This is a genomic window from Streptomyces sp. NPDC055025 (assembly GCF_053608565.1).
On record NZ_JBSGVS010000051.1, the window covers coordinates 29,154 to 54,200 of the forward strand.

General features: G+C 68.9%; 13 protein-coding genes. 7 read left to right on the forward strand and 6 right to left on the reverse strand.

Annotated features, from left to right (window positions below; genetic code table 11):
• Nucleotides 1-154 precede the first annotated feature (154 nt).
• Nucleotides 155-538, forward strand: coding sequence for a hypothetical protein (locus ACWGDX_RS27895; RefSeq protein WP_453629878.1), 384 nt, complete (start codon nucleotides 155-157; stop codon nucleotides 536-538).
• A 90-nt stretch (nucleotides 539-628) separates the two neighbouring features.
• Here ACWGDX_RS27895 and ACWGDX_RS27900 read toward each other — a convergent pair whose 3' ends face one another.
• Together ACWGDX_RS27900 and ACWGDX_RS27905 are read right to left on the reverse strand one after the other, a co-directional pair.
• A complete protein-coding gene (locus tag ACWGDX_RS27900; protein ID WP_453629880.1) occupies nucleotides 629-1,051 on the reverse strand; it encodes a PIN domain-containing protein in 423 nt (140 codons plus the stop codon).
• Nucleotides 1,048-1,263: a type II toxin-antitoxin system VapB family antitoxin gene (locus ACWGDX_RS27905; protein ID WP_363085116.1), complete on the reverse strand. Its 216-nt coding sequence runs from the start codon at nucleotides 1,261-1,263 to the stop codon at nucleotides 1,048-1,050. Before ACWGDX_RS27905 ends, ACWGDX_RS27900 begins: the two co-directional genes overlap by 4 nt.
• 559 nt (nucleotides 1,264-1,822) lie before the next feature.
• On the opposite strand from ACWGDX_RS27905, the gene uppS reads away from it, so the two are divergent.
• Nucleotides 1,823-2,536 (forward strand): polyprenyl diphosphate synthase, encoded by a 714-nt coding sequence (uppS, locus tag ACWGDX_RS27910; RefSeq protein WP_453629882.1) that lies wholly within the window; start codon nucleotides 1,823-1,825, stop codon nucleotides 2,534-2,536.
• A 176-nt stretch (nucleotides 2,537-2,712) separates the two neighbouring features.
• Entirely contained in the window at nucleotides 2,713-4,167 is a 1,455-nt protein-coding gene (locus ACWGDX_RS27915; protein WP_453629931.1) for an oxygenase MpaB family protein, read from the forward strand.
• A 149-nt stretch (nucleotides 4,168-4,316) separates the two neighbouring features.
• Here ACWGDX_RS27915 and katG read toward each other — a convergent pair whose 3' ends face one another.
• Nucleotides 4,317-6,548, reverse strand: a complete 2,232-nt coding sequence (gene katG, locus ACWGDX_RS27920) for a catalase/peroxidase HPI (protein WP_453629884.1) — start codon at nucleotides 6,546-6,548, stop codon at nucleotides 4,317-4,319.
• 571 nt (nucleotides 6,549-7,119) lie between these two features.
• On the opposite strand from katG, the gene ACWGDX_RS27925 reads away from it, so the two are divergent.
• The 3 genes from ACWGDX_RS27925 (at nucleotide 7,120) to ACWGDX_RS27935 (ending at nucleotide 11,173) form a co-directional block, all read left to right on the forward strand.
• On the forward strand, nucleotides 7,120-7,530 hold the full coding sequence (locus ACWGDX_RS27925; protein WP_363083066.1) for a Fur family transcriptional regulator: 411 nt from the start codon (nucleotides 7,120-7,122) through the stop codon (nucleotides 7,528-7,530).
• A 255-nt stretch (nucleotides 7,531-7,785) separates the two neighbouring features.
• Nucleotides 7,786-10,848: an FG-GAP-like repeat-containing protein gene (locus ACWGDX_RS27930; RefSeq protein WP_453629886.1), complete on the forward strand. Its 3,063-nt coding sequence runs from the start codon at nucleotides 7,786-7,788 to the stop codon at nucleotides 10,846-10,848.
• A gap of 67 nt (nucleotides 10,849-10,915) precedes the next feature.
• On the forward strand, nucleotides 10,916-11,173 hold the full coding sequence (locus ACWGDX_RS27935) for a hypothetical protein (RefSeq protein WP_453629888.1): 258 nt from the start codon (nucleotides 10,916-10,918) through the stop codon (nucleotides 11,171-11,173).
• Between the two features lie 43 nt (nucleotides 11,174-11,216).
• Here the strand turns inward: ACWGDX_RS27935 and ACWGDX_RS27940 are convergent, their stop codons facing one another.
• The 3 genes from ACWGDX_RS27940 to ACWGDX_RS27950 form a co-directional block, all read right to left on the reverse strand.
• Nucleotides 11,217-11,387 carry a hypothetical protein gene (locus tag ACWGDX_RS27940; protein WP_453629890.1) on the reverse strand — a complete coding sequence of 57 codons (171 nt, stop codon included), beginning with the start codon at nucleotides 11,385-11,387 and terminating at the stop codon, nucleotides 11,217-11,219.
• Nucleotides 11,388-11,581: 194 nt separating this feature from the next.
• Entirely contained in the window at nucleotides 11,582-12,823 is a 1,242-nt protein-coding gene (locus ACWGDX_RS27945) for a hypothetical protein (RefSeq protein ID WP_453629892.1), read from the reverse strand.
• A gap of 309 nt (nucleotides 12,824-13,132) precedes the next feature.
• Nucleotides 13,133-16,630 (reverse strand): DNRLRE domain-containing protein, encoded by a 3,498-nt coding sequence (locus ACWGDX_RS27950; protein WP_453629893.1) that lies wholly within the window; start codon nucleotides 16,628-16,630, stop codon nucleotides 13,133-13,135.
• A 611-nt stretch (nucleotides 16,631-17,241) separates the two neighbouring features.
• Between ACWGDX_RS27950 and ACWGDX_RS27955 the strand changes: the two genes are divergently transcribed.
• Nucleotides 17,242-24,867 carry a ricin-type beta-trefoil lectin domain protein gene (locus ACWGDX_RS27955; RefSeq protein ID WP_453629895.1) on the forward strand — a complete coding sequence of 2,542 codons (7,626 nt, stop codon included), beginning with the start codon at nucleotides 17,242-17,244 and terminating at the stop codon, nucleotides 24,865-24,867.
• Nucleotides 24,868-25,047: the final 180 nt, after the last annotated feature.

The following is a 25,047-nucleotide window of genomic DNA, read 5'->3' on the forward strand; positions in this document are numbered from 1 at the left end:
CCCGGCGGCCGTCCTTGCCGCCCGGCTCGGCCAGGACCCGACGCCCTCTACGGCAAGCGACTCCTGAGGGTGCGGCCGGTAATCTCAGTTGCCGTCGCCGCCCTCGCTGTCCGATCCTGTGCCTTCGACGAGGAGACCAGGAGAGGGGCCGGGCGTGGGGCTGTGTCTGTTCCCGGACGACGACGATGCCACCGGCCCGGACATCTCCTGGTCCTACTCCGGCTTCGCGGCGTTCCGCCGGCGGCTGGCGGAGGCCGAGGGGATCACCCTCTCCCAGATGTGGGGCTTCGGCGGCGACGTCCCATGGAGCTCCGTCTCCACCTCGCTGGAACCGTTCCTCGACCACCCGGACGACGACGGTGAGCTCTCGGCCGCCGAATGCGCCGCGATCCTTCCGCGCCTGGAGGCGGTCATGGCCCAGTGGGAGAGCGAGACCACCAAGACCCCGCTCCTCCAAGCGCACATCGAGGACGCCCGCCAGCTCGTCATCGTCCTCCGCCACTGCGTGGAGAAGAACGTCGTGCTCCAATTCGCCTGACCCCAGCACCCCCAGCCCTCCCCAGCGCCGCCATCGTCCCCATCGTCCCCGGGAACCAGGGCGACCGGGGGAGCCGACAGCGGGGAGCGGTCACTTTCCGGCTTCGGGGCCGTACCACTGGAGTGCCTGACCGGTCACGGCGGCGATGCACTCGTAGTCGTGGTCCCGGTGCAGGAGCGTCAGGCCCTGTAGTTCCGCCGTAGCGGCGACGACCAGATCCACCGCCCCGGCACTACGGTGCAGGCCGCGCTTGGTCAGCGCCGCCTGAACGTCCCAGGCGCGGTTGTAGGCACGGTCGTCCACCGGTACCCATCCGAAGATCATCCGCATGTCCTCGACGCCCCGCGCGCGATCCTCGGCGGAGCGTGCACTGTAGAAGAACTCAAGCTCGGTGATGGGGCACGTCGCGATGAGACCGGCCGCCGCGGCCTGATCCCAGCCGTGCTGCTCCGCGTCACCGCGCATGAACCGTGCGAGGGCGCTCGTATCGATCAGGTAGTGCGCCGCGGTCATCGGCGATAATCCCTCTTGTTCTCGAAGATTTCGAGGTCGAAGGCCCCGTCGTCGCCGGCGGCACGCAGTCGGGTGAGAGCCAGCGCCCGTCGCCTGTTCTCCAGCACCTCCCGCAGAGCGGTGTTGACCGTCTCCTTCTTGGTACTGGTGCCGAGCGCCTGCGCGACCTCGGCCACGAGCTCGTCATCAAGATCGATCACCGTGCGGCTCATGAGAGATGTCTCCTTTGATATCGACTCGTATATCGAATATATCAAGGGCGGTCGATTGATGTCCTCCTTCGCGATCCCGACCGCGACATCTCCACGAGGAGTCGCCGCCATGTCGCGCCCCTCGTGTCGGGGGCGGAGGCGCCCTGTCGCTTGTCATGCGGTGAGAGCGGAGACGGATCCGCCACGAGGTCGCGGAATCGGACGGACATGCTGCGGGTGAACCTGCGGAGATCGCGATACGCCCGGGGTGAGGTACCGGCACTCTGCTGAGGGCCGATCCGAGTGGTGCTGGGCGGTCGTGGGGTTCCTGGGTCCGTCCGCGACACGGCCTCGCGGCGGGGGGCGCCGCGCCGGGGGAGCGGTGGGTGCGAGACGGAGGGGAACCGTGTGGTGACAGCAGGGGGCACAGGTGACCGCTGAACGGGTCGTGGGGACTTCCGCCCCGTCGTTGCCCCATACGTATACGCATGCGCGGACGGATACGCGGACGGATACGCGGACGGATACGTACGCGGGGGCCGATACGCGTCGCCCGGACGCCGAAGGCCGGCAGAGGAGCGTGCCGCGTCATGTCGCGTGTGTGATGGACGGGAACGGCCGGTGGGCGGCCCGGCGGTCGTTACCGCGTACGTCGGGTCACCGGGCCGCGGAGGCGACGGTGATCGACGTCATCGAGGCGGCGCGGACGACGGGGGTGGAGTGGCTGAGCCTGTACGCGTTCTCCACCGAGAACTGGCAACGTCCGGGCAACGAGGTCGACTTCCTCATGCGGCTGGTGCGCCGCGTCGTACGCAAACACGCCCCGCTGCTGCACGCGCGGGGCATCCGCTGCCGGTTCCTCGGCGTGGCGGACCCGAGAATTCCCCCGGCGCTGGCCCGGGACTTCGCCGACCTGATGACGCTGACCAGCATGAACCGAGGCATGACGCTGACCGTGGCGTTCGATCACGGCGGACGCAGGGACATCGTCGAGGCGGCGCGGTCCCTCATCCGCAGCGGGGTGTCGGCCGACGCCGTCGATGAGCGGCACTTCGCCGCTCATCTGCCCTTTGCCGACACACCCGATGTGGATCTCGTCATCCGGACCTCCGGTGAACAGCGCATCTCCAACTTCATGCTCTGGCAAGTGGCCTACGCCGAATGGATCTTCCCGCCGGTGCTCTGGCCCGACTTCCGCGCGCCGCACTTCTTGGAGTGCCTGCACACCTACCAGCAACGCAATCGCCGCTTCGGCGGCGTGACGCAGAAGGCGAACGGAGAACCTCACCAGTGACCGACACAGGCAGCAGCCACTCCAGGCGCACCGGCTCCAGCGCCACCGACCTCGACGGAGACCGAGACCGAGACGGCGCCGGGGACGGTGACGGTGACGGCGTTAGCGGCCGTGACGGCGACCGCGATCGCGCCACCGACCTCGACGCGGACCGCGACCGTGACGCCGTACAGCCGATCCCCGCGGCGCAGCTCGGGTCCCTGTTCGGCCCGGACTCGCAGTTCCACCGGTTCTTCAACGACCCGCGCTGGGCACTGGCCATGGTCCGGGCCACGGTGCTGGAGGCCGCCCACCCGCAGATCGGCGCGGCCCTGATCGACAACTCGACGTTCGTGGCGCACCCGTGGCGACGGCTGCGTAACACCCTCGTGAGCCTCCAGCGCATGTTCGGGGCCGACGACGACGTACGGCAGAGGGAGGCGGCGCGGCTCAACCGCCTGCACACGCGGCTGAGCGGAACCGACGCACGGAACCGGCCCTACGACGCGATGGACCCCCAGGTCCGCGCCTGGGTGGTCGCGACGCTGTTCGAGAGCGCCGTCACCATGTGCCGACTGAGCGGGCAGCCGCTCGAACAGAGCGCCATGGAGAAGCTGTACGCCGAATTCCAGGCCTTCCTCGCGGCCCTGGGGGATCAGGCCGGCCATCTGCCGCCCACGCTGCGGGAGTTCTGGCAGTACTACGACCACACGGTCCAGACGGAGTTGGAGAACACGCAGGCGCTGCGCATCATCCTCTACAAGCTCTTCGACCATCTCCCGGCGCCGCCCCTGCTGGACGGCCTGCCCACCGTATGGGCGGCCGGCCGCGCGCTCGCCGGACCGGTCATCGGCACGATCACCGTGGCGTCCCTCCCGGAACCCTTCCGCCGGCGGGCGGGTCTGCCCGAGGTCCCCGGCGCTCAGACACTGATGCAGAGTGTCTATATGGCCGCCGGGCTGGCGCGCTTCCTGCCCGAAGGCTGGATCCGGACGGAAGAGCTCTCCAGCCTGCTCCAGCTGTCCGCCGACAGCGACGATCCCCGAGCCGCGACGATCACGGCGCTGCGCGGCCGGATGAAGCGGGCCGGCGCGCTGTTCAGGCTGATCACGCCCTTTCCCGTACAGCCTGGTTCCGACGAGGGAGCGACTGGCCCCGACGAGGGAACCGCGCCGGGGCGGAGCGCGGAGGAGTTCTTCGACGCGGTGCTGGACCAGACCGGGGACGGCTCTCTGGACTGGCCCGATATCGCCGCCATGGCACGGGAGTTGTCGTCCCGCCTGGATCTGGACGAACCGGAGGAGACCAGGCTCTACAACGCGTACGCCGAGTGGTGGAGGGAACTCCAGGCGGCCCTCGACACCGACGGCGACGGCCGTATCAGCAGGGAGGAATACGCCGCGGCCGTTCCCTCTCTCGCCGGGCCCGCTCTGATCAGGGTCGCCGAGGTTCTCTTCGAGGTCACCGACACGGACGGCAACCAGTTCATCGACGCGGACGAGTACCGGGCTCTGTTCCGGACCGCGTTCCGGCGCACGGTGGCCGACGCGGACGAAAGGTACTCGCGCGGCGCGTTCGTGCAGGACTTTCTCTCGTTCATGTCGGGCCGTCGGCGTTCGAGCGCCTATGACCCGCTGCTCGCCGGGGCGTAGAACGCGCCGGACCGCGGACCGCGGACCGCGTGCTGGGTGCCGTGTGCCGGGTGCCGTGTGCCGTCACGGTGGCGTCGGCGTACGGGTAGGCGTACGCATCGGCGTACGGGCCGGACCGCGTGGGCCGACCCGTACGCCATGAGCCATGATCAGACGAGGTCGAACCGGTCGAGGTTCGCGACCTTGGTCCACGCCTTGACGAAGTCCGTCACGAACTTCTCCTTCGCGTCATCGCTCGCGTAGACCTCCGCGAGCGCGCGCAGCTCGGAGTTCGAGCCGAAGACGAGGTCGGCGCGGCCGGCGGTCCACTTGGTCTCGCCGGTGGCGGCGTCGCGGCCCTCGAACGTGTTCGCGTCCTCGGACGTCGCCTTCCACGTCGTCCCCAGGTCGAGCAGGTTGACGAAGAAGTCGTTGGTCAGAGACCCAGGGGTGGTGGTGAGGACACCGAGCCGCGACTGCTGGTAGGTCGCGCCCAGGACCCGGAGACCGCCGACGAGGACCGTCAGCTCGGGGGCGCTCAGGGTCAGCAGATTCGCCCGGTCGATCAGCAGGTACTCGGCAGGCAGCCGGCTGCCCTTCCCGAGGTAGTTGCGGAACCCGTCGGCGGTCGGCTCCAGCGCGGCGAACGACTCCACGTCGGTCTGCTCCTGCGACGCGTCCGCGCGGCCCGGCGTGAAGGGGACCTCGATGTCGACGCCGGCGGCCTTGGCGGCCTGCTCGACGGCCGCGCCTCCGGCGAGCACGATCAGGTCCGCGAGCGAGACGCGCTTGCCGCCGTTCTGGGCGGAGTTGAAGCTCTCCTGGATGCCTTCGAGGGTACGCAGCACCGTCGCCAGCTGGTCGGGGTCGTTGACCTCCCAGCCGCTCTGCGGCTCAAGGCGGACGCGCGCGCCGTTGGCGCCGCCGCGCTTGTCGCTGCCGCGGAAGGACGAGGCCGACGCCCACGCGGTGGACACCAGCTCGGACACCGAGAGGTCCGAGGCGAGGATCTGGCTCTTGAGGGAGGCGATGTCCTCGGCGTCGACGAGCTCGTGCGTCACCGCGGGGAGCGGGTCCTGCCACACCAGCGTCTCGGCCGGGACCTCCGGGCCGAGGTAGCGCACGATCGGGCCCATGTCACGGTGGGTCAGCTTGAACCACGCGCGGGCGAAGGCGTCCGCGAACTCGTCGGGGTTCTGGAGGAAGCGCCGCGAGATCTGCTCGTAGGCAGGGTCGACACGGAGCGCGAGGTCCGTCGTCAGCATCGTCGGGGCGTGGCTCTTCGACGCGTCATGGGCATCGGGGACGGTGTCTGCCCCGGCGCCGTCCTTCGGCCGCCACTGGTTGGCACCGGCGGGGCTCTTGAAGAGCTCCCACTCGTAGCCGTAGAGGATCTCCAGGAAGCTGTTGTCCCACGTCACCGGGGTGTTGGTCCAGATACCCTCCAGACCGCTGGTGATCGTGTCGCCGCCCTTGCCCGTGCCGAAGCTGTTGCGCCAGCCGAAGCCCTGCTCCTCGATCGAGGCGGCCTCCGGGTCGGGGCCGACGTTGTCCGCCGGGCCCGCGCCATGCGTCTTGCCGAAGGTGTGGCCGCCCGCGACGAGGGCGACCGTCTCCTCGTCGTTCATCGCCATCCGGCGGAACGTCTCACGGATGTCGCGGGCCGCGGCGAGCGGGTCCGGGGTGCCGTTCGGGCCTTCCGGGTTGACGTAGATGAGGCCCATCTGGACCGCGCCGAGGGGGCTCTCCAACTCCCGGTCACCGGTGTAGCGCTCGTCGCCGAGCCAGGTGGTCTCGGGACCCCAGTAGACGTCCTCCTCGGGCTCCCAGACATCCGCGCGACCGCCGGCGAAGCCGAAGGTCTCGAAGCCCATCGATTCCAGGGCGACGTTGCCGGCGAGAATCATGAGGTCGGCCCACGAGAGGCTCTGCCCGTACTTCTTCTTGACCGGCCACAGCAGACGGCGGGCCTTGTCGAGGTTCCCGTTGTCCGGCCAGCTGTTGAGGGGCGCGAAGCGCTGCTGCCCGGCCCCGGCGCCGCCGCGGCCGTCGCTGATCCGGTACGTGCCGGCGCTGTGCCACGCCATCCGGATGATGAACGGGCCGTAGTGGCCGAAGTCGGCGGGCCACCAGTCCTGCGAGGTCGTCAGCACCTCCGCGATGTCGCGCTTCACCGCCGGGAGGTCGAGGGTCTTGAACGCCTCGGCGTAGTCGAACTCCTCGCCGAGGGGGTTGGCCACGGCGGGGTTCTTGGCGAGGATCTTCAGGTTGAGCCGCTCCGGCCACCACCCGCGGTTTCCGCCGCCCTGCGTCGGGTGCGGGGCACGCCCGTGCGCGACCGGGCAGCCACCTCCGCTCTCCGTCTTCGCGTCTACGACGATTGCATCATGGTTCTCAGACATGGAAATCCTTCCGGACCAGGCGGATCACGGTGCTCAGGAACTGCGGGCGGTGGAACAACACGGTGGAACAACGCGGTGGAACAACTTGGGACAGGGGCTCAGCGGATGACTTCGGCTTCGTCGCTCAGGAAGCCGTGGCCGGCAGGAGGCCGTGGCCGGCACGAGGCGTGGGCCGGCAGGCGGCGTTGGCCGACGGATGCGCGGCGCGGCGCGGGAGTCCCGTGGCGGTGAGCGCGTCGGAAGTCACACATGAGCCCCACACATGACGTGAGGGGAGACATGACCCACGCGCTCGCGCCCCCCGGGCCCCAGAGGCCTGGACAGTCTCGGGCGGCGCGCCCCGGGCGGCCGTCACCCGCAGGCCGGCGCCGAACAGTTCGTCGGGGGTGGTCCCATCACGTCTCTGTCTCCTGCCGTACCGGAATCTTCCTGTCCCTTGGCTATCGCCGGAACCGATCCTACGATGGACGGAGTCCAAGTCAAGAAGCAGACCAAACGTATACTTAATTAGAATCCGGACGTCCACTGATAAATCTCGGGTATCCGTACAAACCTGAATAGGTGAACTGATATGAGCGACCTGCTGGAGCGACTGCGAGGACGTGGCTGGCGGATGACCTCCCAGCGGCGTGTCGTCGCGCAGGTCCTCGACGGCGACCATGTGCATCTCACGGCCGACGAGGTGCACGCCCTCGCGGCGCGGCGACTGCCCGAGATCTCCCGGGCGACCGTCTACAACACCCTGGGCGAACTGGTCTCCCTCGGCGAGGTCATGGAGGTCTCCACGGAGGGCCGCGCCAAGCGCTACGACCCCAACGCGCGCCACCCGCACCAGCATCTGGTGTGCTCCAGCTGCGGCACGATCCGCGACGTCCACCCGACCGGAAACCCACTGGCCGACCTCCCGGCGGAGGAACGATTCGGCTTCACGGTGTCGGGGGCCGAGGTCATCTACCGCGGACTGTGTCCGTCCTGCGGCTAGGGGTTGTCCGGGGCGTGCGGCTCGGCCTCACAACACGACGGAAACCTGGCAAGTAATTCTGACAACGCCCGGTCGACGAACTGTGTTCTGGCAAATGAAGACGTGGATGACGTCGCCGCAGGTCAGAGGGGTTGACGGATCCGCGGCGAAATCACCGGACCAACCGGCTCGGCAAGGTCATTCGTCCGGAACAACTGCTAATATCCGCTCGCTTGTTCGGGGGGTGGTGGGGCCCTCCGCGGGGAGGGGAACTAAGTGACTCGTCGTATTTTCGTGCGTGGCTCCCTTGCCGCCATCACGGGGTTGGCGCTCTCGGTGTCCGCCGTTCCGCTGGTAGCGCCCGCGCCCGCGCACGCGGGGACCGCGACGGAGATCATCGTTCCGGCCACCGTGCGCACGACTCCGCGCACGGCGTATCTGCAGAGCGCGGGGGCCTCCGGCTTCCTCGAGTACCGTTCGGCCACTGAGGGTGAGGGCTCCGGCCTCTGGTGGACCGGCTACGACGGCAGCCGAAAGCCGGTGGAAGGCGGCGAGGAACTCGGGCCGCGCACTCCGGGTGCGTACGGCACCGGTTCGGACGTCGTCGCCCTCCGCCCGTCCGGGAGCAGCGGTGGACAGGTCCTGCTCCGGGACCTGGGAACCGGTGCGACGGAGACCGTGACGATTCCGGCGGACCAGAGCTATCTGCGGACGTTCGGGCGCACTGTCCTGACCAGCCCTTCGACGGGCGGGGAACGGACTCGGCTCTTCCTGCTGCGCGACGAGAACGGCCGTACGGTGCAGAGGCCCGTGACCGGATTCCCGGACGGAACGGTTTTTCCCTTCTACCCCACGGGCGACGCCTCCGGCCTCCTCGTCAACTTCTACGGCCCGGACCGGGTCTTCCAGTACGCCTGGGTGGATCCGGAGACCGGCGCCGCCACGTTCCTGCCCCCGCAGGTGGCGAACATGGACACCGTGGTGGGCTCCGACTACCTGGCCGGTTGGTACACCACGTCCCGGGTGCGGGTGTACGCCAAGGGTGCCTACGACGCTCCCACGCACGAGGTTCTGTTCCCTCGCGACCCCGGGAACAGGATTCTCGGCGTCGTCGGTGACGCTCTCGTCGTCGCGCGGCGCGGCGACTCGTCCTACTGGAGCGTGTCCGCGCTGCCCTTCGACGGCTCCGCGGAACTGCCCCTGGCCAAGCGGACGGACGCCGAGGCCCTCGTCACCCCCGACGGCGGTCTGGTCCTCGCCGGCGGAGAGTCCTCCGTCGACTACGGCATCGCCAAGGTCGAGGTGGGGGCCGACGGGCTGCCCCGGACGCGCCGGATCGTGGACCTTCCGGCCGTGCCGATGGGGATCGAGTCGCTCGATCTGAGCGGCGGTGAGCTGATGACCTACGAGTCCGGCGACGGGGCGACGCACCTGTACAGCCGCTCGCTGACCGCGGACGGGACCCTGACGGCGGGCACGCGCACGGACCGGGGCCGGACCTACAGGTGCGGGGTCATGAACGAGGCCTGTCCCCGGCTCCTGGGCACGGGAGACGGGCGGGCGGTCTACCACAACCAGGCAGGGGAGATCCATGTCCTGGACCAGGGGCAGTCTCTCCCCGGCACCATGTTGGTCTCCGGCCTCCAGGAAAACCACGGTCTCGTGGACGTCGAGGGCCGGTACGCCTCCTGGCGGGGACCCGCGTCCGGGGGAGACGGGCTGATGGTGGCCGATCTGGGCACGCGGAAGACCGTGCTCACCCTCACGGGCTCGGCCGGTACGACCGCCGCCGCCCTGTGGGGGGAGACGCTGTGGACGCGGTCCACCGACGGCGCCGTGACGGCCACGGAGGTGCGTTCGGGCGACGCGATCACGTCGTTCCAGGTGGGCGGCGGCTGCGGTACGTCGGACTTCCAGGCGGTGGGACGCTGGGTGTACTGGTCCGGCTCGTGCGATCTTTCCCCAGGGAGCCGGCGGAAGGCCTTCGTGTACGACACCCGCGGGAAGACGCTCATCGCCGCTCCGGCCGGAGGAGAGAAGCGCCTGGGCGACGGCTTCCTGGTCACACGTGATTCCACGTCCGGGGCGCTGACCCTCACGGATGTCACAAGCGGCTCCGCGGTGAGCCGGCCCCTGGCCGCCCGGACCGGAAAGTGGGACCTCGACCCGTACACCGGCCTGGTCGGTTACGTGGACCCCGACTCCCAGGACGTCCACGTCGTACGGAGCGGTGTCCCCGCCTCGGACATCGCGGTCCTCGGAGCGAAGACGGAACCTTCGGTCAGTCCGGTGAACTCGTCCTCCTTGTGGGACGGCACATGGTGGCTGTCGGAACCGGCCGCGTCGTGGACGCTGGTGCTCAGGAACAAGGCGACCGGCGCCACCGTGCGCACCCTGTCCGGCGGCGCCGCGCACGACGCGGTCCACGCGTCCTGGAACGGCAGGACGGCGGCGGGCGCGTATGTGCCGAACGGCACGTACACCTGGACCCTGACGGCTGCCCCGGCAGACGGGCAGGGCACGTCGGCGACGGCGTTCGGCTCGCTGAAGCTGACGGGTGGTGCCGCCGTGAGACGCGACCACATCAAGTCCGACGGCATCGGCGACCTGCTCACGCTCACCCCTTCGGGCGCGCTCACCTTCCACCAGGGCGACGGCACCGGGAAGTTCCCGACGAAGACGACGGCCTCGGGCTGGCCGGCCTCGATCACCGCGGTGCCGTTCGGAGACCTGGACGGTGACCGCTGCAATGACGTGATCGTGCGGCTCAGCAGCGGTGCGCTGCGGGCGTACCGGCCGGGGTGCGGCAAGGCCCTGACGACATCCACGCCGTACACCACGCTGGGAACGTCGGGCTGGAACCAGTACGACGTGCTGACCTCACCGGGCGACCTCACCGGCGACGGCCGGGCGGACCTGATCAGCCGCCAGGCGTCCACCGGTGACATCTACCTGTCCAAAGCCACGAGCAGCGGAAAGCTCGCGGCCCGGGTGAAGATCCTCTCCAAGTGGTCCGGCTACAAGAAGATCATCGGCGCGGGCGACCTCAACGGTGACGGGTACGGAGACCTGCTGGCGCAGGACGCGTCGAACGAACTGTGGCGGTACGCGGGCACCGGGACCGGCGGCTTCAAGGCGCGGGCCAAGGTGGCCGACAACTGGGGTGCCTCCTCGAACGTCGTGGTGGGCGCCGGCGACATCACCGGGGACGGGAAGGCGGACATCGTCTCCCGCGACACCTCCGGCAAGCTGTGGCGCAGCAACGGCAACGGCAAGGGCGCCCTCGGTCCCCGCACCGAGATCACCACTGGCTGGCAGGGCTACAAGGCCCTGTACTGAACGGCCGATCGCCGAGCAGGAACCGCTCAGCGGCTTCCTGCTCCAGTTCTCCCTCTTCGAGGCCTCCATGGGCGCCGACTACCGCGCCCCGCCTCGCGAACCCACGGCACCACAGGTCGGGCAACTCACCGAAGAGCTGCGCCTTGTGCCCCTGCGTCCCTTCTGGCCCTGGGCAGCCACTCACTTCTATGCGGCCCCCGGCCTCGTCGTGCATGTCAGCAGTGAGGACGGCGAAGCATTCGATGTCTGGGCCGGCGCCACCCACCGAAGCGCCCTGGACCCGCCGGCCGACCTCCCTGTCGACTGGAACCGTTTCGATGGCTGATCGGTCTCAAGAGACCAGCTGACGGTCCGCCCTGGTGATCACCTCAGCTGCCGGACGGCCAACGGGGTCGTCGGGCCGCCCCCTCCGGGTACAGCGCGGCGACGTAGCGTACGGCGGTCTCATGGACGCGGCCGGGCTGAGTGCCGGCCGACTGCGCGATGCCCGTCACGCCGCCCGTCACGCCGTCGCCAAGGTCGGCGAACTCCTCAGGCATGAAGGTGGATCGGGTGAACGAGGGGGTCCGTTGTGCGACGGGCCCCCTCGGCACCTGGCCGCCTCATTTCAGACGGTGGCGGTGACGGTGATCCGGTGGACGGTGATCCGGTGGACGGTGAGCGTCACCGCACCGCACCGCACCGCGCCGCGCCGCGCCGTTAGTGCGGCCCGGCCACGTCGTCGCAACGGGGGTCAGTGCCCGTGGTGACCCCTCACCTCTTCGTGCCGGTGCCGGTCACGGCCGACCGTCACCGGCCTGGACTCGACTGTGCTCGACGTCCCGTTGGCCCATGTGCCGGTCACCCGAACGCTCACCTTGTCGCCGAGGTACTTTCCGGCGAGGTGGAACCGCGACCTGGTCGCGCCCGCCACCGGCTTGCCGTTCACGAGCCACTGGTAGCTGAACTTCGCGTCCGGGACCCACTTGCCCGGGTCGGCGGTCACGTACCCGCCGACCTTCGGCGAACCCTTGATGACCGGTGTGCCCGTCACCTTCAACCGGTAGTGATAGAAGGTGACGTTGCTGGGACCGTTCGGCTCCGGCTGCTCCCGGTTGAGGATGTTGAGGGTCAGACCGTTCCGTGTCTCCAGGAACGACAGGCCTTCGACCTCCTGGGCGTAGGGAACCTTGAGGTTGAAGAGGACCTGGACCTCGCCGGTCGTCAGGTTGGCGCGGGAGATGTTCTTCCCCGCGTCGTTCGAGGCGAAGTACATCCAGCCGTCATGGATCTTGCCGCCCTGGGCCTGGTCGATCGTCTGCGACAGCGGGATGTACTTCTTGAACGTCCAGTCGCGCAGGTTGTAGACGGCTATCTCCGTCGCGTTGTCATAGGCCATGCCGTAGGCGAGGCCCTTGTGCGCGTCGACGGCCACCCAGCTCGCGATGTCCTGCACGCCGTGCGGCGGGTTCAGGGCGACGGCGTGCCCGGTGAAGCTCAGCTGGGCGGCGTTGTAGACGGCGAACACCGGCGTGTCGTATCTGCTGCCGGTGACCGAGTCGCGCGTGCTGGTGTCGAGCGAGATGTAGAGCTTGCCGTTGGCGTAGTCGATGTCGCCGATGTGGTTCAGGCCCTTGTAGGCGAGCGGCGAGGGGTTGGCCAATGCGGCCGGAATGGCCGGCGAGCTCTTGAAGACGGTGTTGTACCGCATGTCCGTGATCTCCAGCCCGTTGCTGCTGGAGAAGTACCAGTGAGTGCCGTCCGTGGTGACGCCCTGGCCGCGCGAGCTCTCGGCCTCGCCGGTGAACACGTCCTTGCCGATGAGCTCCCACGTCTCGACGTCCCGCGCGGGTGCCGCCGTCAGGGGCGCTGCCGCCACCGGTCCCGCCACCAGGGGCGCTGCCGCCACCGGTCCCGCCACCACCGGCCCCGCCACCACGGCCGTACCGACCACGGCGAGTCCGCCGATGAAATTCCTTCTGGTGAAACTTCCCACGATGACTCCATCCGATCTGCCGACGGACGAGCTGTCCGCTGTGTCGGACTAAGTCCTACGAGGGCGAGTTTGCGCCGCCACGGCGGCAGCGTGACCGGGCGCTTAACCTCGATTCATCAGCGGCCATGAGCGCACGAGCGGGTCGCTGTTTCGCGACGCGCGCCACCGGGCTTCCGGCCCGCACCCGACGCCCGGTCACCATCCCGACGGCACAGGACGGCCATGGAGAGGGCCCCGGCGGATTCCTTCCGCCGGAGCCCTCCGTTTCTTCGGTGTCCGGTGAACGGGAGCACCGCCCCGTCCATGTCGTCAGCCGAAGGTGAGCTTGTTGGTGCCCCACGCCGCGGACGAGGCGACGACGGCCGTCGCGGCACCGATGGTGAGCTTGCCTCCCGCGTGCAGTTGGACACTGCCGTCCGCGGCGAGGGCCCAGATGTCGGGGATCCCGTCCCCGCTGACGTCCGGGGTGCCGCGGATGTGGGTGATGGGTGTGGTCACCTCGTTCCAGCCCTCGGCGTAGACGGTGTCGTTGCCGTAGAGGGAGGCAGCGGCAGTGGCGAACGAGGCGATGGTGGAGCCGCCGTTCACCGTGTCCTTCACGCCGTGGCGCAGGACGAGACGGTCGGAGGTCCGGGAACGGAACAGCAGGTCGGGAGTGCCGTCGGCGTTGTGGTCACCGACGGAGACGAGGTCGCGGTCGCCCCAGGTCGTGGCGGCGACCCTGGTGGCGGTGGTGAAACTGGTACCGGTGTAGCCGGTGAGGATCCAGAAGCCGCCGCCCTCGGTGCGGACGAACAGGTCGGACTGTCCGTCCAGGTTGATGTCCCCGGCGATCATCTGCGTGAACGTGGCCGGGGCGGGACCGTTCTCCGGCAGCAGCACGCTCATGCGCTGAGCGATGTCGACGCCGCCGTAGCCGTCGCCCTTGTAGACGTAGAGCTTGTCGTCGGGCATCCGGGCGAAGAGGTCGTTGATGCCGTCTCCGGGCTGGACGTCCCGGTCGTGGGTGAGCAGCGCGGGCTCTCCGGCCGCGCTCACCCAGTAGTCGGCGTACTCCTCGGGGTCGAGCGGGGTGCCGTTCCGGTGGGCGGCGGACAGGCCGACGCCCACGTTGCCGGCCGAGTTGCCGGGGTAGGTCCAGAGCTGCCTGTCCTCGTGGATACCGATCAGGTCGGGGTAGGTGTCGCCGGTGAAGTCGCCGGGTCCGTCCGCCTTGTCGCGCGGGGTGACGTAGAAGATGTACTTGGTGCCGGGCGAGACGTTGCCCCCGCTGTCCACGGCGCGGACGTAGAAGACGTTGGGACCGGCGAAGTGCGGTTTGAGGTCCACGGTCACCGACGCGCCGGCCGCCACGTCCTTGCCACCGAGATAGCTCGTCGTGTTGAAGGACCACTCGAACCTGACGACGTCCCCGTCGCTGTCGGGCGCGATGGTGAAGCCGCCAGCCGTGCCGAACTTCACCTTGGACCAGACGCTGCCGTCCTCGTCCGTCATGGGGAAGTCGGTGGAGGTCACGATCGGTTCCTCGGGAGCGTCGCTGTCGAAGAGGAAGTGGCAGAACGTCGGGGCCGTGGTCGGAGACCAGGCGGAGCCCGCGCCGCTCGCGTCAATGGCGCGTACGTGCCACCGATAGATCTTCTTGTTGTCGAACTCCGACTTGGCCACGGTGAGGGAGGCCTTGCCGGAGCTGTCCACGGTGACCTTCTCGTCGACGATCTTGTCGTCGACGTTGTCGCTCCGCCACACCTGGAAGTGCAGGTACTTCAGGTTCTGCTGGACGGAGGTGTCGTCCGGATCGGAGGACTTCGCCGACAGCACCAGATCACGCTTGCCGATGTGCTGGGCCGGCGAGGTGCGGTCGCAGCTCACGCCGCCGGGTGTCTGGTCCAGCGACTTGGGGGCCGCGGGCTTGCGGTTGTAGACGAGGTTGAGCCGCGGTGCGCCGTCGCCCTCGGCCTTGAACTTCTTCCACGGGTACGCCGACTTCTCGTCCGACGCCTGCAGTCCGAGGGTGAGCGAGGACCAGCCGTTGTCCGCGGCGTCCTGGGCGATCGAAGCGGCGTCGTAGGAGACGTACGCGTCCGGGCAGGAGGAGTTGTAGCCGTGCGCGAAGGACTTGGTGCCGATCAGGGACAGCCAGGAGGGCTGATTGCTCCAGGTGGTCTTGGAGGAGATGCTGCCGGTGTGCCACACCTCCATCGAACGGGCGGAGCAGGACCAGGCGTAGGTCTCGCGCAGACTGATCGAGGCGGAGGCGACCGTGGCGCCCTTGATGTTCCGGTCCCAGCCGAGGCGGAAGAAGGACCGGGAGGTGCCCCACGTGGTGGCCTCGTAGCCGACCCGGGCTTCTGTGGTGCCCGTGTTGTAGTGGGCGCCGTCGTAGAAGCTAGAGGTGGGGAAACGGTCGTAGGCCGTCGTCCAGTTCCTGGTCTTGCCGTAGATCGTCGGGTCGATGAAGACCGGGTACTCCGTGTCCTCGGCGGTCAGCAGGCCCTTGTCCGGGACGATGCCCAGGGTGCTGGAGGTGGTGCCGGGAGCGCTCAACTCGGCTTCCGCGACGGCGACATGGGTGTTCATGTCAGGTCCGGCGAGTCCAGGAAGGGCCCATACCTCGGCATCGGTCGGGGCGGCGGCCCGCAGCAGACCGGCCGGGACGACACCGCCACCGGTCCCGGAACCCTCGTACGCGGCGGCCGACGGATCGTCGGTGCTCGTGGGCTCGGGAGTACGGGACGGGCCGGTCTCGTCGGGCTCCGCGGTCGGCGTCGGGCCCTCGGTGTCCAGGGGCGGTGGCTCCGGTCCGTCGCTGATCTCCTCGCCCGGCTCCTCCGAGTAGGAGGGTGAGGGGTCTTCGGAGGGCTCGGCGGGTTCGGGGTCGTCCCCGTCGGTGACGGCCCGGGTGCCGGCGGAGTCCCACATGTAGGGGGTGGGGCTCACCGTGATCTCTTCGCCCTCGGCGTCCTCGCCGGTGACGACCCGAGTGACCGGGTCGAGCCGGAAGTACAGGTCCGGCGAGGACAGCCCGTAACTCAGCTTCTCCAGCGCCGGGTTGGCGGCGGCCTCGGCGTTGTGGACGATCAGCACATGGGTGAAGCCGCTGTCCTGGGCGGTCACCAGCAGGTCGACATCCGTGAACACGTTCCGGTACAGAGCGGCGGCCCCGTTGATGACGGGCTCGGGCAGCGCGCCCGGCCAGCTCAGGGTGACCTGGTGGCCGGCGGTGGTGAGGGTGGCCAGATCGGTGTACGTGGCGCTGCCGTCGGCCGCTTGGAGGGTGCCGCCGCTGTCGGTGACCCGGTATACGGCCGGGTGAGCGGACGTAAGGCTGCTCGTGGCTCCGGCCGCGCCGCTCGACCTTTGGGCCTCGCCGTCTCCGCCGCGGGAGAAGACCACCGGGTCGGCGGCGGCCTTGGGCGCCCAGCCGTCCTCGACGGCGGTGAGCGTGGTGTCGATCGGCTTCCAGACGCCGTCCACCTCGGCCCGTACGGGAGCCCCGTAGGCGATCAGCTCGAAGCTGCCGTCCGGCCTGGCGTAGGTCGTGGAGGTCTCGTTGCGCAGGGCCTCCACCTCGACGCGCTTGCCCGACGCGACGGCCTTCTCCTGTGCCGCTTCCTCGTCCAACGGGCCCGACGACTCCGCCGTCCCCGGGGTCTTGGGAGGGGCCGCCGCGGGCCCCGAGCCGTCCCAGCCGGGGGCGAGCAGCCCGATGCCGAGCGCGGCCGCGACGAGCGCGGCGACACCCGCCGCCGTACGCCGATGCCTGGGCGAGGACTGTCTCCATGACAGTCCGAAGCCATGACGATCCATGGTGCTGAGCCCCTCCCCTGGACGGCAGCACGGCACGACGGATGAATCCGTCGGCCCCCCTTCGGAAATTCGGTGAGGCTCCTGCGCGTGGCCTTGAGTTTCCCTCCGGAAAAGAAATGGCGACGCAGAAATCCTGCGGCCAGAGCATGGCTCAAGGAGGGCGAGGGGCGCTAGAGCCCAGGAACTCTGTGATGTGCCTGTGAAGCTTCGGTAAAGGGCTCGATGTGGGTGGGAGCAGGGAGCTTGTGTCCAATAGAGGCTGTTTGGCGGGGACTTGTGGATGCGATCTTCACAAGTTCGTCCCGGACTCTACGTATTTCCGATATTCAATGTCAAATGAGTCAGATATGGCGTGTGATCTAATTCACCACCTTCCGGTTGGCGTTGACGTGGCCTTTACTCGTGCTCATACATTTGGCCCGGTAATTCGGGGTGGTGGGCCGGTCGTGCGCTTCGTGAGGAGCGGCGGCCGGAATTCAGGTGAATCCGGGGTTAATTCAGGGTGAGGGTGGGGGGCTGCCGTCATGTGGCGACCGCTGTCGTGGTGTGGCCGGGGAAGGCTTCTCCGGCACGGTGCCTCGCGCCGAAGACGGGCTGCGGCACGTCGTTCGGTGATCGCCGCGGTCTTCGTGGCACTGCTGGTGGGCGCCCTTCCGTCGGCCTACGCGGTGCCGCCGCCGGGCAAGGACCGCACCGAGGTCGAGCTGGTGGACCTGCCGGACGCCGAGGCGCAACCCGAGGAGAACGATCCCGACAAGGCCGGTGAGCTGGAGCAGCTCACCACCGCCCTGGTCAAGGACCCCGACGAGTACGAGCCGGCGGCCACGACCGCCCCTGTGGGCGGCACCGCCTCCGAGACGCTCTCCGGGCTCGCCCCTGGTGACCTCGTACCGGTCGTCGGGGAGGACGGGCTGGAACTGCCCGTCGAACTCGGGGCACCCGAGGGCGTGACCACCGGTGAGGCCGCGGCCCTGGAGGGCGACTGGCAGGTCACCCTCGCCGACCAGGAGGACATCGCTACGTCCTCCGGTGCCGAGGTCGAGGGACTGGCTCTGATGGTGACCCCGCCCCCGGACGCCACCGGTGACGCCGTCGTCGCCCTGAACTACACCGACTTCGCGGAGCTGTACGGCGCCAACTGGGCGGACCGCCTCGACTTCGTGCAGTTCCCCGCCTGCTTCCTGACCACCCCCGAGACCGAGGGCTGCTCGGAACCCACCACGGTGGACACCGAGAACGTCGTCGAGACGGCCGCCGAGGGCGGCGAACGGCGCATCCTCGCCACCCTGGACGTCGCCGACCTCGCGTCCGGCGAGTCCGCCACGGCCGAGTCCGCCGCCGAGGGCAAGGGCGGAGTCGACGACGCCCTGTACCGCGAGAGCACGGCCGCCGGCCCGTACGCCGCCGAACGGACGACGCTCACCGCCGCCTCCGCCTCGGGCGCCTCGGTCCTGCTCGCCACCGACTCGGGCAGCGGGTCCAAGGGCGACTTCTCCGCCACCCCGCTGGCCAGTGCCGGCTCGTGGTCGGCGGGCGGCAACTCCGGGGCCTTCACCTACACCTACAACCTTCAGGTCCCCGGCGTGCCCGGCGGCCCGTCCCCGGCGATCGGCTTCGGCTACAACTCGCAGGGCGTCGACGGCCGTACGTCGGCCACGAACACCCAGCCCTCGTGGATCGGCGACGGCTGGGACTACAACCCCGGATCGATCACCCGCACCTACCGTGCCTGCCGGGACGACACCACGGGCGGCAACAACACCAACCGTAAAACCAGCGACCTGTGCTGGGGCTCGTACAACGCGGTCCTCACCCTCGGCGGCACGACGACCGAGCTGGTGCTGCCCGACGGCACCGACGCGGTGGGCGACAACTGGGTCACCTCCAGCGGCGACGGCTCGCGCGTGGAGCTGCTGAAGAACACGGACCTGGCCAACGGGGACGCCGACGGCGAGTACTGGCGGGTCACCACGCGGGACGGCATCCAGTACTACTTCGGGCGGAACAAACTCCCCGGCTGGGAGAGCGGCGACGCGACCACCGCCTCGGTCCTGGCCGCCCCCGTGGCCGGCAACCAGTCCGACGAGCCGTGCTACGCGACGAAGTTCGAAAACTCCTTCTGCACTCAGGCCTGGCGCTGGAATCTCGACTACGTCGTGGACCCGCAGGGCCACGCCATGTCGCTGTGGTGGGGGAGAGAGAACAACTACTACGCCCAGAACATGAAGTTCGCGGATCCGGTGCTCTACCACCGGGGCGGCTTCCTCCGAGCCATCAAGTACGGCCAGGACGAGAGCTCCCTGTTCGACGCCCAGCCCCTCGCGCGGGTGGACTTCGCCGTCGACGAACGCTGCTTCGGCGAAGGAGTCTGCGGCGAGGCCGACTTCACGTCCGGCGACTTCGACAAGAACCGCGTCTGGTACGACACCCCGGCCGATCTGTACTGCTCAGGTGCCGCCGACAAAGACTGCTTCGTCCCCGTACCGACCTTCTGGTCGCGCATGCGCCTCACCCAGGTCACCACGAAGGCCCAGCGCAACCAGGGTTCGACCGCGCAGACAACGGTCGACAGCTGGACACTCCAGCAGTCGCTGCCCGCCGACCTGACGGACGAGGGCGCCGCGCTGTGGCTGGAGTCCATCACCCGCACCGGCTACGAACCCGACGGCGAGACCACCAAGACCCTCAACCCGGTGCGGTTCGTCGCGAACAGCCTGTCGATGCCCAACCGGGTGCAGGAGGGCGCCGGCGACCCGAACCCGGTCTTCGACCGGTTGCGTATCGCCCGGGTCGTCAGCGAGTACGGCGGCGAGACTCTCGTCAATTACAAGGCGCCGACGGGCTCCTGCAGGACGGGCAGCGGCTTCCCGGAACCTGAGGACAACACCGGGCTGTGCTTCCCGGTCTACTGGCACCCGGACCCGGACAAGAGCGACGAGACCATCGACTGGTTCAACAAGTACGTCGTCGAGTCGGTCCAGGAGAAGCCGGCCGTCACCGGCGTCCCGGACGTCAACACGTCCTACGACTACGACGACGAGGGCGGCGGCGCCTGGGCGCTGAACCAGGCGGAGTTCTCCAAGAAGAAGACCCGTACCTACGACCAGTGGCGAGGCTTCTCCCTGGTCAAGACGGTCACCGGGGAGAACTCCGCCACCCCGTACACGAGCACCCGGCAGTCCCTGTCGGCGACCCGCTACTTCCGCGGGATGAACGGCGACCTGCTGCCGGAAGGCTCCACCCGCTCGGTGACCGTCGAGGACTCCGCGGGCCAGGCCATAGCCAAGGACGAGGAGGCCTTCCAGGGCCGCGTCGCCGAGACCCTCACCTACACGGGGAACGGCGGCGAACTCCTCACCCGCTCCGTCGACAAACCGAAGGCCACACTGCTCGCCTCGCGCACCCGCGGCGACGGGATCCCGCCGCTGGAGGCCTACCGCGTCCAGGACGCCGAAAGCATCTCCGTCACCCGTGCCTCGGACTCCGCGAGCGGGAACCCGACATGGCGGACCACGAAGACCGTCACCGAGTACGAGGACGACTACGGTCTGCCGGTCCAGGTCGAGTCGCTGGGCGACACCGCGGACCCGGACGACCAGACGTGCACCGTCATGTCGTACGTCCACAACACGGCCAAGCACCTGATCGGCCTGGACAAGCAGACGCTGACCACGGCGGGTACCTGTGCCCAGGCGGCGTCGGCGGAGGCCGAGGACTGGATCTCGGGTTCCCGTGTCGCGTACGACGGCGGGGAGTTCGCCGCCGCACCCGCGATCGGGCAGGCCACCAAGACCTGGGACGTCAGCGGCACCGGCGGCGGCTGGACGGTCAGCGGCACGATCACCTACGACGACTACGGGCGGGTGAAGACCGCCGACGACGCCGTGGGGACGACCGACACCACCACGTACGTGCCCGACTCCGGGCAGGTGTACGCGATCGAGACGGCCAACGAGCTCGGGCACACCGCCACGACCTACGTGGAGCCGGGACGCGGCACCTCGCTGAAGGAGACCGACGCCAACGGCCGTACCACCGAGTACGCCTACGACGCGCTGGGCCGTACGACGGCCACCTGGGGCGCCGCCACCGGGACCACCGCCACCGCTCCGGCGGTGAAGGCCGCCTACCACACCACGATCGGCCAACCGGTGTCGGTGGTGACATCCGCGCTGACCAACGAGGGCACCTACGCGGACAGCGTGGTGATCTACGACGGTCTGGGCCGGGAGCGGCAGAGACAGGAGCCGGCGGTCGGCGATGGCCGACTCGTCACGGACGTGCTCTACACCAGGAACGGCACGATCGCGCAGACCAACAACGCCTACTACGCCACCGGCGAGCCGTCCTCCATACCCTTCGAGCTGGACTCGGACTCCCAGGTGCCGAACGCGACGCTGTACGCGTACGACGGACTGGGCCGGGTGCTGACGGAGACGCCGTACGAGGCGGGCGTGGCGAAGCCGCAGAAGGCGTCGAGGAACGAGTACGGCTACGACAACTCGACGGTGATCGAACCCGAGGGCGCGGCGGCGCAGCGCAGTTACTCCGACGCGCTGGGCCGCACGGTCCGGGTGGACACCTTCACGGACGCGGCCCGCGAGACCTTCCGCAGCACGAAGTACACCTACGACACACGCGGTGACATGGTCCTGGCGAAGGACTCCGAGGGCAACGAGTGGACCTGGGCGTATGACGCGCGTGGCCGCCAGACCGTGGCCACCGACCCCGACACCGGCACGACGAGGACGACGTACGACGTGGCGGACCGCCCCGTGACCGTGGAGAACGGGCGCGGTGTGACGGTGTGGAACAAGTACGACGTACTGTCCCGCGTCATCGAGCAACACGAGGACGACGCCGCCGGCGAGCTTCTGACGAGCACCCTGTACGACAAGCTGCCGGGCGGTCTCGGGCTGCCGGCGTCGTCGACCCGGTACACGGACAACCAGGGCTACACGACGTCCGTGACCGGTTACACGGCCGACTACCAGCCGACCGGCAAGACGGTCACGCTGCCGGCGCCGCTGGCGGCCGAGTACGGGCTGAAGGAGTCGTACACCTACAGCTACGACTACTCGAAGGCGGGTCTGCTGACATCCGCGACGCTGCCGGCGGTGGGCACGCTGGACAGCGAGCGGCTGGTGGTCCGTTACAACGAGGACGGCCTGCCGGTCTCGACGTCCGGGGACGACTGGTACGCGGCGGAGACCACCTACTCGCCCTACGGCGAGGTGCTGCGCGCGACCAGCGGCGAGCAGCCGAACCGGGTGTGGACGACGAACCTGTTCGACGAGTCGAGCGGTGAGCTGAAGCAGAGCATCGTCGACCGGGAGTCGATCAGCGACACGACGACGGTGACCGATCACCGGGTCAACGCCCGTTCCTACGCCTACGACCCGGCCGGCAACGTCACCTCGATCGCGGACCGCGTCGACGGGGTGACGGACCGCCAGTGCTTCACCTACGACGCGCTGGGACAACTGGCCGAGGCCTGGACGGCGCCGTCGGCGTGCACCGCGCCGGGCAAGACGGTCGCGGCGCCGGAGTACGCGGACGGCACGGCCAACGTCACGGCCGCGGCGGACGGTTACTGGCAGTCGTACGAGTACGACGCGATGGGCAACAGGAAGAAGCTCGTCGAGCACGACCCCGGGCTCGTCGAGGCGAAGGACGCCACGACGACCTACGCGTACGGGGCCGAGGACGGCTCCCAGCCGCACACCCTCACCGGGATGTCGACCACGTACAGGGCCGACAGCGGTGCGCGGGTCACCAAGGCGGCGGAGCTGACCTACAACGCCGCGGGCGACACCGAGACCCGTACCTGGGACGGCGACGAACAGGCGCTGGACTGGACCTGGGACGGGCAGGTCGCGCAGGTCACCGGCTTCGGCGAGAACGGGGCGGGGGCCTGGGTCGGCCTGGCGGGCAAGTGTCTGGACCTGTCGTCCTCGTCCACGACCGCCGGCACCGCGCTTCAGCTGTGGCAGTGCAACGGGACGAAGGCGCAGCAACTGCGCGTCGACCGCTCGTCCTCCGGTTCCTCGGGCGATCCGGCCACGGGTGCGCTGAAGGTCCTGGGCAAGTGCGCGATGCCGAAGGGCGGGGGCACCGCTGTCGGGACGGCGGTGGTGATTGCCGACTGCACCGGGGCGGCCGACCAGCGGTGGACGGCCACGTCCGACGGTGCGCTGAAGCACGAGTCGTCCGGCAAGTGCCTGGACGTACCCGGCTCCGACTCGGCGAACGGCACCGATCTCCAGCTCTACACCTGCAACTCCGGCAGCTCGCAGACCTGGACGCCGAACGAGCAGACCAAGTACATCTACGACGCCTCCGGCCAGCGGCTGATGGCGATCAGCGCCAGCGAGCGCACCCTGTACCTGGGCGACGCGACGGTCACGATGAACGCGGACAAGTCGCAGTCCTCGGTCGAGCGTTACTACGCGCAGCCGGGCGCGCCCACGGTGATGCGGCACGCGACCGGCAGCGGTGCGGTGACGCAGTCGGTCCAGATCGCGGACCAGAACGGCACGGCGTACATCAACGTGGCGCTCGCCGAGGGCAACAGGGTCCAGTTCTCCAAGACCGACCCGTTCGGCAACGAGCGTGCCGAGAGCGGCGCCTGGCGCTCGGACCGCTCCTACGTGGGCGGTGACGACGACAACGGCAGCGGCCTGGTGCACCTGGGGGCGCGGGAGTACGACCCGGTCACGGGCCGTTTCCTGTCCGTGGACCCGGTGCTGGACCTGGCCGATCCGGTGCAGATGAACGGGTACGTGTACTGCGAGAACAATCCGGTGACCTTCGCGGACCCGTCGGGTCTGGCCTCGGAGAGTGTCGGCGGCGGGGGTGGCGGCGGCCCGTCGTCGGGCGACGAGGCGTGGGCGAAGCAGCAGTTGAACACCTCACTGTCGGACATCATCCTGTCCGTCGGCTGGGCCGCGCTGAAGGAGTTCGTCGGCTGGAACGACGTGGTGAGCTGCTTCTCCCGGGGTGATCTGTGGGCATGCGGCAGCCTCTTCGTCCAGGCCATCCCGTGGTCCAAGCTCTACAAGATCCCCTCGATCCTGAAGGCGGCGTCCCGGATCGCCGGGGCCGTCGACGCCTGGATGAAGGCCAAGGAGAAGGCCCGCAAGATCATTGAGTTGGCGCGGAAGGCCCGGGAGCTGGCCCGGAAGGCCAAGGAGGCGAAGAAGCGGGCGGCGGCCCTGGCCGCGCAGATAAGGAAGAAGGCACAGCAGGCCGCCACGAGACTGGCGAAGAAGGCCGCGCAGAAGACCGGCAACGCGGTCCAGAAGGCGAAGAAGTCGGCGGCCGCGAAGCCTCCCGCCAAGCCGCAGGCAGGAAAACAGTCGGGCGGAGGCGGCGCGAGCTGCCCGAGCGTCGACAACAGCTTCACGCCCGGCACGATGGTCCTGATGGCCGACGGCACCACCAAGCCGATCGAGGACGTCGAAAACGGCGACAAGGTCCTGGCCACCGACCCCGAGACCGGCGAGACCGCGGTGGAGACGGTCACGGCGGAGATCAGCGGGGAGGGCGTCAAGCACCTCGTCAAGGTGACCGTCGACACCGACGGCGCCCAGGGCGACCGGACGGCGACGGTCACCGCGACCGAGGGCCACCCCTTCTGGGTCCCCGAACTCAACGAGTGGATCGATGCCACCGCCCTGAGTCCGGGCCAATGGCTCCGCACCAGCGCCGGCACCCACGTCCAGATAACCGCGCTTGAGCGCTGGACGGCGCAGCAGGCCACCGTCCACAACCTCACGGTCAGTGACCTGCACACGTACTATGTGCTCGCAGGCGCCACGCCAGTGCTTGTGCACAATTGCGGTGGCGGCACGACGGTCTATCGCGGAGTTGCGGAAGTGAGCGGTGAAACCGGCGGCCCCAACCCCGCCTTTGACGACGCGGTGGAAGGAATTGCAGGACCCCGCGGTGGGGACTCGACGCCTGAGATGCATCATCTCGGTATGACGGATAGCGACTACACCAGTTGGACCACTAGTCCCGCTGCTGCTATTCGGGCGGCTACTAAAGGTGGGGGTAGCGGAGTCGTAATTAGGGCTACTATCCCCAGTGGGCGTTTCCATATTCATGTAAACGATCAGCCATGGGTCGAAGATGACCTTCGCGGCGAGGCCGAAGTGATCATTCAAGGGGTCATGCAAGGTCAAGTCAGGGCGGCATGGTCCGGCGCACGACTGGAAGATCTCGGGTTCGGATAGATAAGCTCTGGTGGGCGGTACCTTCGGGTGCCGCCCACCCTCGTTCTCAATGGAGTTGCCTTGGCGAGTGTGCGGGAAATGTCCAATCTGAAGATTGCGGAGCTGCTTCAAAAGGCAAAATGTCAGTCGCTGGCTTTGTTGCCGCCTACCGTTGTGTCGCGAATTCTTGAGGGGGTGTGT

What these genes read in the sequence shown, in the direction of transcription:
- ACWGDX_RS27950 (WP_453629893.1), bottom strand. Translation starts at nt 16,630, where the DNA reads ATGGATCGTCATGGCTTCGGACTGTCATGGAGACAGTCCTCGCCCAGG.
- ACWGDX_RS27905 (WP_363085116.1), bottom strand. Translation starts at nt 1,263, where the DNA reads ATGAGCCGCACGGTGATCGATCTTGATGACGAGCTCGTGGCCGAGGTC.
- ACWGDX_RS27935 (WP_453629888.1), top strand. Translation starts at nt 10,916, where the DNA reads ATGGGCGCCGACTACCGCGCCCCGCCTCGCGAACCCACGGCACCACAG.
- ACWGDX_RS27900 (WP_453629880.1), bottom strand. Translation starts at nt 1,051, where the DNA reads ATGACCGCGGCGCACTACCTGATCGATACGAGCGCCCTCGCACGGTTC.
- ACWGDX_RS27940 (WP_453629890.1), bottom strand. Translation starts at nt 11,387, where the DNA reads ATGCCTGAGGAGTTCGCCGACCTTGGCGACGGCGTGACGGGCGGCGTG.
- katG (WP_453629884.1), bottom strand. Translation starts at nt 6,548, where the DNA reads ATGTCTGAGAACCATGATGCAATCGTCGTAGACGCGAAGACGGAGAGC.
- ACWGDX_RS27925 (WP_363083066.1), top strand. Translation starts at nt 7,120, where the DNA reads ATGAGCGACCTGCTGGAGCGACTGCGAGGACGTGGCTGGCGGATGACC.